A 13372-nucleotide genomic window follows, 5' to 3' on the forward strand; every position below is an offset into this window, starting at 1 on the left:
GTCGGCGCTCTGACCAGCCGCCACTCGGCATCCAGGTGATGTGCGCGCGATCTCCGGCGGGGGCCGCAGAACGGCGGCGAGGCCGGTCCCCGAGCGGGGGCCGGCCTCGGGCGCGGAGCGCCTCCGGGGGCGTCAGCCCGCCAGGAAGCCGACCTTCTCGTACGCGCGCGCCAGCGTCTTCGACGCGACCTCGCGGGCCCGCTCGGAACCGCGCGCGAGCACCTTGTCCAGCTCGGCCGGGTCGGCCAGGTACTCGGCGACCTTGGCCTGGACGGGCGTCACGAACTCGGTGAACACCTCGCCGAGGTCCTTCTTGAGGTCCCCGTAGCCCTTGCCGTCGTAGTCGGCGACCAGCTCGTCCACCGACCGCCCGGTCAGCGCGGAGTAGATCACCAGCAGGTTGGACACGCCCGCCTTGTTCTCGGGGTCGTACACGATCTCGCGCCCGGTGTCGGTGACCGCGGAGCGGATCTTCTTGGCGGACCGCTTCGGGTCCTCCAGCAGCTCGACGACGCCCGCGGGCACCGACTTGCTCATCTTCGACGTCGGGTCCTGCAGGTCGAAGATCTTCGCCGTGTCCTTGACGATGTACGGGTCGGGCAGCCGGAACGTCTTGCCGAACCGGCTGTTGAAGCGCTGCGCCAGGTCGCGGGTCAGCTCCAGGTGCTGGCGCTGGTCCTCGCCGACCGGCACGTGGTGCGCCTGGTACAGCAGGATGTCGGCGGCCTGCAGGATCGGGTAGGTGAACAGGCCGACGCCGATGGCCGACTCGGCGCGCGCCGACTTGTCCTTGAACTGGGTCATCCGGCTGGCCTCGCCGAACCCGGTGAGGCACTGCATGACCCAGCCGAGCTGGGCGTGCTCGGGCACGTGGGACTGGACGAACAGCGCGGACCGCTCGGGGTCGATGCCGAGCGCGAGGAGCTGGGCCGCCGAGACGCGGGTGTTGGCCCGCAGCACCTTGGGGTCCTGCTCGACGGTGATGGCGTGCAGGTCGACGACGCAGTAGAAGGCCTCGTGCGTGTCCTGCAGCGCGACCCACTGCCGCAGCGCGCCGAGGTAGTTGCCGAGGTGGAACGAACCCGCCGTCGGCTGGATGCCGGAGAGGACCCGTGGACGGCTGACCGGTGCTGCTGCGGTTGATTCCGACACGGGACCAGTGTCCCAGCCGGGTCAGGCGGCCTTGGGGGCGGGCCTGACGTCGCCGGGCAGCGGCTCGACCGCCGTCGGCTGCACCGCCTGCTGCACCTGCACCACCGGCAGGGCCGCGGGCGTCGGGACCTCGCGCTTGCGGAAGAAGCGGATGACGCCGAGCACCATGCCCACCGCACCCAGCCCGACCGCGCCGAACGCGACGGGGGCGTCGAGCGGGCCCGCCGCGACCGCGGTGTCGGCCGCCAGGGCAGTGCCCTGGCCCGCCAGCACCGTCAGCGCGCTGACCGCCGCACCCACTGCTGCTGCACCACGACCGCGCACAGCCGTGCCTCCTCACCCACACCGCGTCACCGTTACGGGCGAACTTCGTTGACGGACGGCCGTGAACCTACAGAAGCTGTTGGGCTGCTGTGTTCTCTTCAGGTAAAACCTCGGCCAGGCGCAGACCCTAGCCACGACCGCCCCGGCGCTCGCACCCGGGGTCTACCCGGCGACCCCCACTGGGCCGTACGTCGTAGTGCGCTGGCGGGCGGGCCTGCCCGCGAGGGCGGCGGTGGCGGCCAGCTCGGCGGTGCTGCGCGCGGAGCCGTGCTCGGAGCCCGCCATGCGGCTGATGGTCTCCTCCATGAGCGTGCCGCCCAGGTCGTTGGCCCCGCCGCGCAGCACCTCGGCGGTGCCCTCGTCGCCGAGCTTGACCCAGGAGCACTGGATGTTCGGGACCCGGCCGTGCAGCGCGATGCGGGCGAAGGCGTGCACGGCCCGGTTGTCGCGGCGGCTGGGGCCGGGCCGGGCGACGCCCGCCAGGTAGATGGGGGCGTTGCGGTGCACGAACGGCAGGCCGACGAACTCGGTGAGGCCGCCGGTGCGGTCCTGCAGGCCGGCCAGGACGCGGAAGTGGCCGAGCCAGTGGCCGGGGTGGTCGACGTGGCCGTACATCATCGTGGACGAGGAGCGGATGCCCAGCTCGTGCGCGGTACCGACGACGTCGAGCCAGGTCGCGGTGGGCAGCTTGCCCTTGGTGAGGACCCAGCGGACGTCGTCGTCGAGGATCTCGGCGGCGGTGCCGGGGATGGTGTCCAGGCCCGCCTCGCGCAGCTCGGTGAGCCAGTCGCGGACGCTGGCGCCCGCCTTGGCGGCGGCGCTGACGATCTCCATGGGGCTGAAGGCGTGCACGTGCATCCCCGGCACGCGGCGCTTGATGGCGCGCACGGCGTCGGCGTAGTACGTCACCGGCAGGCGGGGGTCGATGCCGCCCTGCATGCAGATCTCGGTGGCGCCCTCCAGCCAGGCCTCGTGGGCGCGCTCGGCGACCTCGTCGGTGGACAGCCGGAACGCGTCCGCGTCGCGCTCGCGCTGGGCGAAGGCGCAGAAGCGGCAGCCGACGTAGCAGACGTTGGAGAAGTTGATGTTGCGGTTGACCACGTAGGTCACGTCGTCGCCCACGGCGTCGGCCCGCAGGTCGTCGGCGAGGCGGGCCATGGCCTCCAGGGCGGGCCCGTCGGCGGTGAGCAGGGCCATGGCGGCGCCGGTGTCGTCGAGGAGGCGGTGCGGGGCGTCGGCGGCCAGGCGCAGGGCGCGGGCGGTGTCCTCGGGGAGGCGCTCGACCGCCTTGGGCACGCTCAGCGCGGACCAGTCGCCGTAGACGCTGTCGAAGTCGCCGCGCCGGTCGCCGGTGCGGCCCTCGGTGTCGACGGCGGTGTGCAGGTCGGCGCGCCCGGTGGTGTCGGCGGCGTCGGGCTCCTGCCACTCGCGGCCGACGACGGGCGCGTCCGGCTGGGCCAGCCCGTCCTCGCCCGCGAGGGCGGCGACGTGCGCGGTGAGCCGGGTGTCGATCCACTGGCCGGGGGTGGCGCGGGTGTACCGGGGGTAGGCGGCCAGCCGCTCGCGCAGCTCGAACCCGGCCTCGCGGGTGACCTCGGCGAGCCGGTCGACCTGCGGCCACGGGCGCTCGGGGTTGACGTGGTCGGGCGTGACGGGCGACACGCCGCCCCAGTCGTCGATGCCGGCGCGGAGCATGAGCCCGAACTCGTCGCCGACCAGGTTCGGCGGGGCCTGGACGCTGGTGGTGGACGGCATGACCAGCCGGGCGACGGCGATGGTGGCGGCCAGTTCGCGCAGGTCGGCGTCGGGCATGGAGCGCATGGCGGTGTCGGGCTTGGCCCGGAAGTTCTGGATGATCACTTCCTGCACGTGCCCGTACTGGCGCGCGACGGCCCGCATGGCCAGCAGCGACTCGGCCCGCTCGGCGATGGTCTCGCCGATGCCGATGAGGATGCCCGTGGTGAACGGCACGTTCACCCGCCCCGCGTCCGTGAGCACCCGGAGTCGCACGGCGGGCTCCTTGTCGGGGCTGCCGTGGTGCGGCTGCCCCTTCTCCCGCCAGAGCCGCTCGGAGGTGGTCTCCAGCATCATGCCCATGCTGGCCGCGACCGGCCGCAACCGCTGGAACTCCTCCCAGCTGAGCACGCCGGGGTTCAGGTGCGGCAGCAGCCCGGTCTCTTCGAGGACCGCGATGGCGCACGAGCGCAGGTAGTCGAGCGTGGACGAGTAGCCGCGCGCGTCGAGCCACTCCTTGGCCTGGTGCCACCGGTCCTCGGGCCGGTCGCCGAGGGTGAAGAGCGCTTCCTTGCACCCGGCGGCGGCGGCCTCGCGGGCGATGGCGACGACCTCGTCGCGCTCCAGGAAGGGCGCGTCGAGCTTGTGCGGGGCGGTGGCGAACGTGCAGTAGTGGCACCGGTCCCGGCAGAGCCGGGTGAGCGGGATGAACGCGTTGCGGCTGTAGGTGACGACCCCGGCCCGCCCCTCGGCGAGCAGGTGCGCGTCCCGCACCTTGGCGGCGGAGGCCAGCAACGAGTCGAGGTCGTCCCCGCGCGCGTGCAGCAGGACGGCGGCCTCGGTGGCGTCGAGCACGGCCCCGTCGGCGGCCCGCCGCAGGGCGCGCCGCATGGCGGCGGCGCCGGGCGCCGGGGAGGGCGGGGTGATCGAGATGTCCACGGGCACGTCAACGAGCCTAGGCGGAGGGTATTCCCCGGCGGGCGCGGAGCGTGATGATCGCCGCAGCGGGTTTGGCGCACGCCGACCTGGTCACGGGGGACCCGCAGGGCTGCGGTCACGCAGCGGAGTCACCCGGTCGCACCAGTGGCCGGTCAGCCGCCGGCCCCGTCGAGCAGGTCGTCGAGCGCGGTCTCCAGGACCGGGACCTTGTCGGTGAGGGTCTGCCACACCAGCGCGTCGTCGACCGAGGCGTAGCCGTGGATCAGGATGTTGCGGAAGGCGACGATCCGGTTGACGTCGGGGATGCGCGCCGCGAGCTCGGCGTCGAGCTTCCGGAGCTGGTTGAGCGCCTCGCCGACGATCTCGAACTGCCGCTCGACGGCCGACCGCAGCATCGGGTCGTCCTGGTAGTCGGCGAACGCCTTCCCGGCGCCGAACCGCCGCAGCAGGCCGACCGCCTGCCGGGCGTCCCAGAGGTAGGTGCGGGGGTCACGCGGCATAGACCTGCTCCCGGCTCTCCATCACCCGCTGCCGGAAGTACGGGTTGCGGATGCCCGCGCTGCTCACCAGGTCGACCGGCCGCCCGAAGATCAGCTCCAGGCCCTCGCGGAGCGCGAAGTAGCTGCCGAAGTGGTCGAACCCCGGCCGGGCGTCGAACTCGACGAGCAGGTCGACGTCGCTGGACTCGGGGTCGAACGCGTCGCCGAGGGCGGAGCCGAACACGTCGAGGCGGCGGACCCCGAGCGCGCGGCACAGGTCCCGCACCTCGGCCAGCCTGGTCGCGATCGCCTCGTGCACGACCTCACCTCCCACCCGCGATTGTGCCCGATCCGCCCGGCTCAGTCCCGGTACTCCACCGTCACCGGCGCGTGGTCCGACCACCGCTCCGCGTAGGTCGCGGCCCGCTCCACCACGGCCGTCTCGGCCCGAGCCGCCAGCCCCTCGGTCGCCACCTGGTAGTCGATGCGCCACCCGGAGTCGTTGTCGAACGCCTTCCCCCGGTACGACCACCACGAGTACGGCCCCTCCACGTCCGGGTGCAGCGCCCGCACCACGTCCGCGTAGCCGCTCTCGAACACCGACCCCAGCCACTCCCGCTCGTACGGCAGGAACCCCGCCGACTTCTGGTTCGCCTTCCACGACTTCAGGTCCGCCTGCCGGTGCGCGATGTTCCAGTCCCCGCACACCAGCACCTCCCGCCCGTCGGCCGCCGCCTTCTCCCGCAGCTCGACCAGGTAGGGCAGGAACGCCGCCATGAACCGGTCCTTCTCGTCCTGCCGCTCGGTGCCGACCTCCCCGCTGGGCAGGTACAGCGACCCGACCACCAGCCCGGTCAGCTCGACCTCCACGTACCGCCCCGAGTGCGCGAACTCCTCGACCCCGAACCCGACCCGCACCGCGGTCGGCTGCTCGCGGGTCAGCACCGCGACGCCGCTGCGGCCCTTGACCGCCGAGTGCGCGTGCGCCGAGTGCCACCCCTCGGGGTCGCGCACCTCGTCGGCCAGCTGCCCCGGTTCGGCCCGCACCTCCTGGAGGCACACCACATCGGCCCCGGTGGCGGCGAGCCACTCCAGGTAGCCCTTCTTGGCGGCGGCGCGCAGGCCGTTGACGTTGACGGTGGAGACGGTCAGCACCGGCCCAGCCTAGTCAGCCACGACCCACCCGTGGGGGTAGCGCGCGCCGCACCGGGCGCACTTCGCCACAAGCCCCAGCATCATCACCATCGGGCTCGACCCGTCCGGGGACGGCAGCCCGCGCACCGGGTGCCCGTCGAGGTCGGAGACCAGCTCGGGCCAGTCCGGCTCGCACGAGCAGGTGATGATCTCGTCGCGCTTGCCGCGCCGCCAGCTCAGGAACACCGGACAATCAGAGCACACCGGACGCCCGGCCCGCCCGCGCAACCCGCGGCCCGCCTCACCCGCAGTCCGCCCCCGCGGCCGTGGCCACGCCCTCCTGCGCCACCCACCGGTCGTCGGCCAGCAGCCGGAACCCGTTCTGCACGACCCGCTGCGCGTCCAGCACCGCCCCCCTCGGCGCGGTCGACAGCACCGGCAGCGCCGTGTCCGGCCCGCCGCGCACCTCCAGCACCTCGACGGCCACCTCGACCCGGCACGGGTCGGGCGCCCCCGACCCGAACCGCTGCCCGCCACTGATCGCGTACATCGCCACCGCGACCCCGACGACCCCGAGCACGACCAGCCCGCGCAACCCGCGGAACGGCGCATCCACGCGCATGGGCATGGGACACCTCCTCGACCTGGGGTATAGCCAACCCACCCCCGGCGCGGAACTCCCCGGCGCCCGAACCACCCACCACGCCCATCGGACGGGCGTACCCCGACGACCCTGCGTGACCGGAACCGGCCCGCGAGCCGGGAAGGGCCCCGGAGAACCCAACGGGCCCGGCCGCCGAAGCGACCGGGCCCGCCGAGAAGACGTGCGGCCTCAGCCCGCCATCTTCTTCTGGAGGTTCTCGTCCAGCGTGGCGAGGAAGTCCTCCGTGGTCTGCCACTCCTGGTCACGGCTGACCAGCAGCGCGAGGTCCTTCGTCATCTTGCCGCTCTCGACGGTCTCGACGATGACCTTCTCCAGCGTCTCCGCGAACCCGGTGACCTCGGGGGTCCCGTCGAGCTTGCCGCGGTGCTTGAGGCCACCGGTCCAGGCGAAGATCGACGCGATCGGGTTGGTGGAGGTCGGCTTGCCCGCCTGGTGCTGGCGGAAGTGCCGGGTGACGGTGCCGTGCGCGGCCTCGGCCTCGACGGTCTTGCCGTCCGGGGTCATCAGCACGGAGGTCATCAGGCCGAGCGACCCGAAGCCCTGCGCGACCGTGTCGGACTGCACGTCGCCGTCGTAGTTCTTGCACGCCCAGACGTAGCCGCCCTCCCACTTCATGGCCGCGGCGACCATGTCGTCGATGAGGCGGTGCTCGTAGGTGAGCCCCTTGGCGTCGAACTCGGCCTTGAACTCGGCCTCGAACACCTGCTGGAAGATGTCCTTGAAGGCGCCGTCGTACGCCTTGAGGATGGTGTTCTTGGTCGACATGTACACCGGGTAGTTCCGCTGCAGGCCGTACGAGAACGAGGCCCGCGCGAAGTCCTCGATGGACTTGTTGAAGTTGTACATGCCCATGGCCACGCCGCCGTCGGCGCCGTAGTTGGCGACGACGTGCTCGATCGGCGCGGAGCCGTCCTCGGGCGTGAAGGTCACGGTCAGCTTGCCCGCGCCGGGGACCTTGAAGTTCGTGGCCTTGTACTGGTCGCCGTGGGCGTGGCGGCCGATGATGATCGGCTTGGTCCAGCCGGGGACGAGCCGGGGGATGTTCGAGATGATGATCGGCTCGCGGAAGACGACGCCGCCGAGGATGTTGCGGATCGTGCCGTTGGGCGAGACCCACATCTTCTTGAGACCGAACTCCTCCACCCGCGCCTCGTCCGGCGTGATGGTGGCGCACTTCACGCCCACGTTGTGCTTCTTGATCGCGTTGGCCGCGTCGATGGTGACCTGGTCGTCGGTGGCGTCCCGGTGCTCGATGCCCAGGTCGTAGTACTCGAGGTTGACGTCCAGGTACGGGTGGACCAGCTTGTCCTTGATGAACTGCCAGATGATCCTGGTCATCTCGTCGCCGTCGAGCTCGACGACAGTCCCCTGAACCTTGATCTTGCCCATACTCGGGTGCGCTCCTCTCGCGGCAATGCAAGCAGGACAAGCGTACTGCTATGTCATGCTGCGTGCGCCACTCACGGGTGAAAAAGGGATCGGGCATCACAATGCCTTAACCTCCAGTCACGATCTTGGAGGGGGCACCATGTCGACCGGACCCACGCACGCCATGAGCGGTCTGCTGGCTTGGGCGGCGGTGACCGCGCTCGCCGAGAACCATCCCATCGGACAGCTCTCGCCGCAGAGCTGGACGGTCGGCGCGGTGCTCGCCACGGGCGCGGCGCTGATGCCCGACATCGACCACCCGTCGTCCACCATCGCCCGCGCGTTCGGGCCGATCAGCCAGGGCCTGTCCGGGGCGCTGAACACCGTCAGCAGCTGGGTCTACAAGCTGACCAGGACCAAGCGGGACTCCAACCGCGAGGGCGGGCACCGGGCGCTGACCCACACGTTCGTGTTCGCGCTGCTGTGCGCGCTCGGCACGACGGCGGTGGTGCAGCAGTCGCAGAAGTGGGCGCTGCCGCTGCTGATGTTCGCGTTCGCGGGCCTGGCGGTGCGCGGGATCATGAAGGACTGGTCGAACAAGCACGACGCGCTGCTGATCACCGTGGTGTCGGCGGGCATCACCGCGCTGTGCGTGATGTGGACCGCGCAGACCGCCGCGAACGCCGCCGCGCTCGGCATCGCGGTGGCCGTGGGCTGCGTGGCGCACTACATCGGCGACGCGATCACCGAGCAGGGCTGCCCGATGGCGTGGCCGATCCCGATCGCGGGCAAGACCTGGTACCCGATCGCGCCGCCGAAGATCATGCGGATGAAGACCGGCGGCGCCGTGGAGATGCGGATCGTCGGACCCGCCGTGACCGTCGGCGCGGTGTGGCTGTCGCTGGCCGCGCTGCAGAACATCGGGATGCTGCCGTTCCTCGGCTCGTTCGACCTGCTGCCGGTCTAGCGCCCCCTGATCCGGGCGGGGCGGTCGAACCCGCCCGGAAGGGGAATTTCGGCCATTCGTCGGATATCTGAACGTCACCCGATCGGACTAATCTGCGTCGCATGACCACGTGGCTCGGGGTGAACGCGGGACACGAGGACCCCACGAGCGCCGAAAGCGCGGCGCTCGCGCTGCACGGATCGCTGCTCTATGAGGCGGCGGTGGTGTGCGTGCACGACGTCGGACCCCACTGGGCGCTGTCGTTCCGGCTGCCGAAGGCGCCGTCGGGGAACGTGGTGTCCACGCTGGTGGAGCGCGGGACCGGGATCGCGCTGCACGAGGGCGGGGTGGAACGGGTCGCCGGGCCGTCCGAGCTGGTCGCGGGCGCGCTGCGGGCCGCGCTGGCGCACCGGGACCGGGTGGAGGGGACCGCGCTGCGGTTCCCCGGCCAGCGGGCGCTGCACGGGCGGTACGGGGTGGCGGACGTGCTGGCGTTCAGCGCGATCGAGGAGGTCCGGCCGCACGACGTGCGCAGCGTCGAGGCGCGGGGGGACCTGCGGCCGAGGTTCAGCGGTGGGCGGCTGGTGCTGGACTGCTCCTGAGGTGGAGCCCGGTGAACCCCTGGGGCTCTCGGGACTCGGCGTCTTCTCGGTGGGAACCGCCCGGTGCCGCGAAGCGGGAGCGACTCCGACGGGCGCTCCGGGCGACAAGGGTGGTTGCAGCGAACCCCCGGTCGCGGTGACCGGGGGTTCACGGGAGTTGCCCACTCAGGCGGGGTTCCAGTGGTGGAGCCGCCTGATGCCGCTTCGCCACATCAGCGAGCCGGACCGGATTCGAACCGGCGTCCTCCCCACCGGGGCGGGGCGCGTCAACCGCTGCGCTACCAGGCTCTCACCGCACACCCTAGCCACGAGAAGGTCCTGTGGACACGGGATCGGCGCGGCGCAATAAGGTCTGCCCCGTGCGCGGGGTGGACTACTACGAGCTTCTGGGCGTCGAGCGCGAGGCATCCTCGGCCGAGATCCGGTCCGCCTACCGGTCGCTGGCGAAGGTCATGCACCCGGACGCCGGTGGATCTTCAGGGGGCTTCCGAGCGCTGCAGGAGGCATATGACACCCTGCGCGACCCGGCTCGCCGCCGGGCCTACGACCGGGGGTGGGCGCACCCGCGCTCCGGGCCCCGGTCCGGTTCCGCGACCCGGCCGCCAAGATCGGGACGGGCGCCCTGGAACCGCCCGTTCGGCGACGATCCCGACTTCGTACCTCCGAAGCCCGACGTCGACCCGGACGACCTCGGCTGGTGGCGGCTGGTCGACACCGGGCAGCGCGTCCGGTACGCCCCGGTCGCCTCGCCGGGCCACGCGCCCGCCCTCACCGCGCTGTGCGCGTGGTTCTTCCTGCTCCTCCCGGTGTTCGCGCTCGACCTGTCCCCGCTGGGCCTCGCGGTGTGGCTGGCGATGGTCGCCGCCGCAGCCGCCTGGGCGTTCCGGCTGGTGCGCCGCTACCTGGCCGCGACCCGCACGGACCGGGTGTTCGCGGCCGAGGTCGACACCGAGGTGGTGCGCGGCGAGGTGGACGACGAGCGGGTGTGCGAGCGGCTGACCGCCGACCTGCTCTCCGAGTACCTGACCCGGCTGCCCGGCGCCCGCGTGTTCCACGGCCTGGCCTGGCCCGACTCGGTGTTCGTCGACATCGACCACGCCGTGCTGTGCGGGCGGCGGCTGGTGCTGATCGAGTCCAAGTCCTGGCTGCCCGGCCACTACCAGACCGGGGACGACGGGTCGCTGTGGCGCAACGGCCACCTGTTCCGGGGCGGCGGCACGCGGCTGCCGCGCGGGCTCGCCGAGTACCGGGCCCTGCTGCCGCACCTGGAGGTGCGGGCGGTGCTGCTGGTGTACCCGAGCCGGGCGGGCGAGGTCACCACCGACCCGACCGACGGGGCGCTGGTGCCGCCGATGACGCCCGAGGTGTTCCTGGACGAGGTCGGCGCGTGGCTAGCCGAGGACCCCGCCGTCGTCGACCGGGAGGCGCTGCGCGCGATCGTCGACCTGGTGTGCGAGTCGACCGAGGCCTGACCCACCGCGGTTGTCGGACCTCCGGGTTACAGTCCGCCCGTGCAGTTGCCGGGACTGACCGACATGACCCCGCTGGGCCAGGGCGGCTTCGCCACCGTGTACCGGGCGCGCCAGGTGCAGCTCGACCGCGAGGTCGCGGTCAAGGTGGACCACCGCGTCCTGCGGACCGAGCGCGACCGGCGGCGCTTCCTGCGGGAGGCGCACGCCGCCGCGCGCCTGTCCGGGCACCCGCACGTGGTGTCCGTGCACGACGCGAACTTCACCGCCGAGGGCACCCCGTACCTGGTGATGGAGCTGTGCACCGGCGGCACGCTCGGCGACCTGCTGCGCACGAACGGCCCGCTGGACGGCGACCGGGTGCGCAGGCTGGGCGTGCAGCTCGCGGACGCGCTGGCCGCCGCGCACGGCGAGGGCGTGCTGCACCGCGACCTCAAGCCCGGCAACGTGCTGCTCGACCGGTACGGCACCGCCAAGATCGCCGACTTCGGCCTGGCCGCGCTGCTGGACGCCGACGGCGCGTCGTCGGTGACGCGGGACGCGCTGAGCCCCAGCTACGCGCCGCCGGAGGCGTTCGCGATGGTGCCGCCCACGGCGGCGGGCGACGTGTACTCGCTGGCGGCGACCCTGTACGACCTGCTGGCGGGCAGGCCGCCGAGACCGGTGCCGTGGCCGATCGAGTCGTTCGACCACCTCGGCGAGGTGCTGCGCACCCCGGTCGAGCGCGTGCCCGGCTGCCCGGACGACCTGCACGCCGCCCTGGTGCGCGCCCTGGAACCGGACGCGGCCTACCGCACCTCCAGCGCGGCCCAGTTCCGCGACGAGCTGGACCGGGGCCCGCTGCCCTCCCCGTTCTCCACGCCGACCACCCCCGCGGGCGCACCGCAGCCCGCCCAGGACGCCCCGCGGGCCACACCGGGCCAGGGCACGCCCCAGCTCTCCTGGCCACGCGCCCCAGGCCCGGCCCAGGCCCCTCCCGGCACGCCCCCGCACGGCACACCACCCCCGCACCCGCAGCCGACCCCACCCGGCGGCTTCCCCCAGGACCAGGGCCCGCAGGGCTCGTTCCCACCGGGCTTCTTCCCACCCGGCCAGGTCCTGTCCCCGCTCCCCCGCGGCGGCCTGCCGCACCCCGCCCAGGCGCACTCAGGCCCGCCCCACCCCGGTCAGCACTCCGGCCCCCAGCAGCACTCCGGCCCACCGCAGTACGTCGTCATCCAGCAGCCACCCCGCCGGGCCTGGCCGCTGGTCCTGGGCGTCGTGCTGGCCCTGCTCCTGGTCTCCGGCGCCACCTGGCTGATCGCCTCCCAGCGCACCCAGCAGCCCACCTCCTCCGGCAGCGGCCAGAACGGCCCGGCGACGTCCTCCACCTCCTCCGAGTCCGACGACCTCCCGCCCCCGCGCACCAAGCCCTGCGACAGCGGCTACTGCATCGCCGAGCAGACCTGCTACGCCGGACTGGTCCAGATCGGCGGCACGGCCGCCACCGCCCGGATGCTCGGCGACTGCGCGAACGAGCACTACTGGGAGGCGTTCGCGGGCACCTGGCTGTCCGGGTCGATCCCGCAGGTCGCCTCCGAGGAGCTGCTCCAGGCCCCCGAGGTCGCGAACGTGTGCACCGCGACCGCGATGAGGGCCAACACCCGCGCGGGCGTGGACACCACCGGCTGGGAGATCTCCGCGGTCGCCAAGTCCGACGGCGACCGCAACTACGTGCACTGCCTGGCGGGCAGGCAGGAGGGTGGCGTGGTCACCACCAGCGCGTTCGGCTCCTGAGCGCGACCGGCCCACCCGGCCCTCTCCCCGCTGGGCCGGGTGGATCACCGGGTTGCGCCCGCTCTCGTAGGCTTGGCCCATGAAGACCGTCCTGCCCCGCCCGGCGCGGGGGGAGAACCGGAACGCGGCGCGGCGAGCGCCCGCGGGTCCGGTGCGCCCGCGCACAGCCCGCCGAACCGACTGGCGCGCGGACGGGGCCCCCGGCGGGTCGACGGGCTCGCCCGCGAGGGCGTTCACACACCCCGCGCCCGCCACCCCAGGGGCGGTGCGGCCGTGAGCGACGCGAACGACTGGACCTGGATCAGGCTGGTGGCGCTCCAGCACGTCGCCGACGACGCGCTGCCCGCCCGCCGCAGGATCGCCTGGGGCGCGGTCGGCCTCGCCGCCTCCTACGGCGCCGAGCGGCACAGCCACCGCCGCACCCCCTCCGTGGTGGAGCGCTTCACCCTGCGCGGCCACCTGCTGGAGCTGGGCGCGGAGACCCCGGACCGGCTGGCCGCCGACGTGCTGTCGGAGACCGCGCTGACCGCCGAGGAGGCGGCCGAGCGGGCGGCGACGGCCGCGCTGCCGAGGTCCGAGGTGAAGGTGCTGCGCGAGCACCGGAGCATCACCGCCGTGCTCGACGCGGTGGCCCCGCTGGTCGACGACGCCGACCTGCGCGAGCGCGCCCGGCGCTGGGTCGAGGTGCGGGCCGCGCTGCCGTAGGCGCAACGGTCCCGGTTCGGTCGGGGAGCGCTCCCCGACCGAACCGGGGCCGGGCTACAACTTCCCACCAGCGCCTCACC

14 protein-coding genes and 1 tRNA gene are annotated in these 13372 nt (G+C 73.1%); 5 read left to right on the forward strand and 10 right to left on the reverse strand.

Annotated features, from left to right (window positions below; translation table 11 throughout):
* Positions 1-132: 132 nt before the first annotated feature.
* The 9 genes from trpS to CNX65_RS31785 all read right to left on the reverse strand — a co-directional run bounded on the left by trpS (position 133) and on the right by CNX65_RS31785 (position 7815).
* Positions 133-1152 carry a tryptophan--tRNA ligase gene (trpS, locus tag CNX65_RS31745; RefSeq protein WP_096497027.1) on the reverse strand — a complete coding sequence of 340 codons (1020 nt, stop codon included), beginning with the start codon at positions 1150-1152 and terminating at the stop codon, positions 133-135.
* 21 nt (positions 1153-1173) lie between these two features.
* The gene (locus tag CNX65_RS31750; RefSeq protein WP_157767925.1) at positions 1174-1476 is read right to left on the reverse strand and encodes a hypothetical protein; all 303 of its coding nucleotides are present in this window, start codon (positions 1474-1476) and stop codon (positions 1174-1176) included.
* A 162-nt stretch (positions 1477-1638) separates the two neighbouring features.
* Positions 1639-4155 carry a bifunctional FO biosynthesis protein CofGH gene (locus CNX65_RS31755; protein WP_096497029.1) on the reverse strand — a complete coding sequence of 839 codons (2517 nt, stop codon included), beginning with the start codon at positions 4153-4155 and terminating at the stop codon, positions 1639-1641.
* Between the two features lie 146 nt (positions 4156-4301).
* The gene (locus tag CNX65_RS31760; protein ID WP_096497030.1) at positions 4302-4649 is read right to left on the reverse strand and encodes a HepT-like ribonuclease domain-containing protein; all 348 of its coding nucleotides are present in this window, start codon (positions 4647-4649) and stop codon (positions 4302-4304) included.
* The gene (locus CNX65_RS31765; protein ID WP_096497031.1) at positions 4639-4947 is read right to left on the reverse strand and encodes a nucleotidyltransferase family protein; all 309 of its coding nucleotides are present in this window, start codon (positions 4945-4947) and stop codon (positions 4639-4641) included. Before CNX65_RS31765 ends, CNX65_RS31760 begins: the two co-directional genes overlap by 11 nt.
* 41 nt (positions 4948-4988) lie before the next feature.
* On the reverse strand, positions 4989-5783 hold the full coding sequence (locus CNX65_RS31770; protein WP_096497032.1) for an exodeoxyribonuclease III: 795 nt from the start codon (positions 5781-5783) through the stop codon (positions 4989-4991).
* Positions 5784-5792: 9 nt separating this feature from the next.
* Positions 5793-6008, reverse strand: a complete 216-nt coding sequence (locus tag CNX65_RS31775; RefSeq protein ID WP_096497033.1) for a hypothetical protein — start codon at positions 6006-6008, stop codon at positions 5793-5795.
* Between the two features lie 55 nt (positions 6009-6063).
* Positions 6064-6390, reverse strand: coding sequence for a hypothetical protein (locus CNX65_RS31780; protein WP_096497034.1), 327 nt, complete (start codon positions 6388-6390; stop codon positions 6064-6066).
* Between the two features lie 204 nt (positions 6391-6594).
* Complete coding sequence (locus tag CNX65_RS31785) at positions 6595-7815, reverse strand: NADP-dependent isocitrate dehydrogenase (RefSeq protein ID WP_096497035.1); 1221 nt, start codon at positions 7813-7815, stop codon at positions 6595-6597.
* Positions 7816-7954: 139 nt separating this feature from the next.
* Here CNX65_RS31785 and CNX65_RS31790 point away from each other — a divergent pair, with 139 nt between their 5' ends.
* Complete coding sequence (locus CNX65_RS31790; protein WP_096497036.1) at positions 7955-8761, forward strand: metal-dependent hydrolase; 807 nt, start codon at positions 7955-7957, stop codon at positions 8759-8761.
* A 101-nt stretch (positions 8762-8862) separates the two neighbouring features.
* Positions 8863-9342, forward strand: a complete 480-nt coding sequence (locus tag CNX65_RS31795; protein WP_096497037.1) for a hypothetical protein — start codon at positions 8863-8865, stop codon at positions 9340-9342.
* Between the two features lie 216 nt (positions 9343-9558).
* On the opposite strand, the gene CNX65_RS31800 is transcribed toward CNX65_RS31795, so the two are convergent.
* Positions 9559-9631: transfer RNA gene (locus CNX65_RS31800), tRNA-OTHER, on the reverse strand.
* A 70-nt stretch (positions 9632-9701) separates the two neighbouring features.
* Between CNX65_RS31800 and CNX65_RS31805 the strand changes: the two genes are divergently transcribed.
* The 3 genes from CNX65_RS31805 (at position 9702) to CNX65_RS31815 (ending at position 13292) form a co-directional block, all read left to right on the forward strand.
* Positions 9702-10814, forward strand: coding sequence for a J domain-containing protein (locus tag CNX65_RS31805; RefSeq protein WP_177154677.1), 1113 nt, complete (start codon positions 9702-9704; stop codon positions 10812-10814).
* A gap of 39 nt (positions 10815-10853) precedes the next feature.
* On the forward strand, positions 10854-12587 hold the full coding sequence (locus CNX65_RS31810) for a serine/threonine-protein kinase (protein WP_232520085.1): 1734 nt from the start codon (positions 10854-10856) through the stop codon (positions 12585-12587).
* A gap of 273 nt (positions 12588-12860) precedes the next feature.
* Positions 12861-13292: a hypothetical protein gene (locus tag CNX65_RS31815; RefSeq protein ID WP_096497040.1), complete on the forward strand. Its 432-nt coding sequence runs from the start codon at positions 12861-12863 to the stop codon at positions 13290-13292.
* Positions 13293-13372 lie beyond the last annotated feature (80 nt).

Source organism: Actinosynnema pretiosum (assembly GCF_002354875.1).
Lineage (GTDB): Bacteria > Actinomycetota > Actinomycetes > Mycobacteriales > Pseudonocardiaceae > Actinosynnema > Actinosynnema auranticum.

Bases quoted from the DNA above. Each gene is read 5' to 3' on its own strand.
- CNX65_RS31760 (WP_096497030.1), bottom strand. From the start codon at position 4,649: ATGCCGCGTGACCCCCGCACCTACCTCTGGGACGCCCGGCAGGCGGTC.
- CNX65_RS31785 (WP_096497035.1), bottom strand. From the start codon at position 7,815: ATGGGCAAGATCAAGGTTCAGGGGACTGTCGTCGAGCTCGACGGCGAC.
- CNX65_RS31795 (WP_096497037.1), top strand. From the start codon at position 8,863: ATGACCACGTGGCTCGGGGTGAACGCGGGACACGAGGACCCCACGAGC.
- CNX65_RS31780 (WP_096497034.1), bottom strand. From the start codon at position 6,390: ATGCCCATGCGCGTGGATGCGCCGTTCCGCGGGTTGCGCGGGCTGGTC.
- CNX65_RS31790 (WP_096497036.1), top strand. From the start codon at position 7,955: ATGTCGACCGGACCCACGCACGCCATGAGCGGTCTGCTGGCTTGGGCG.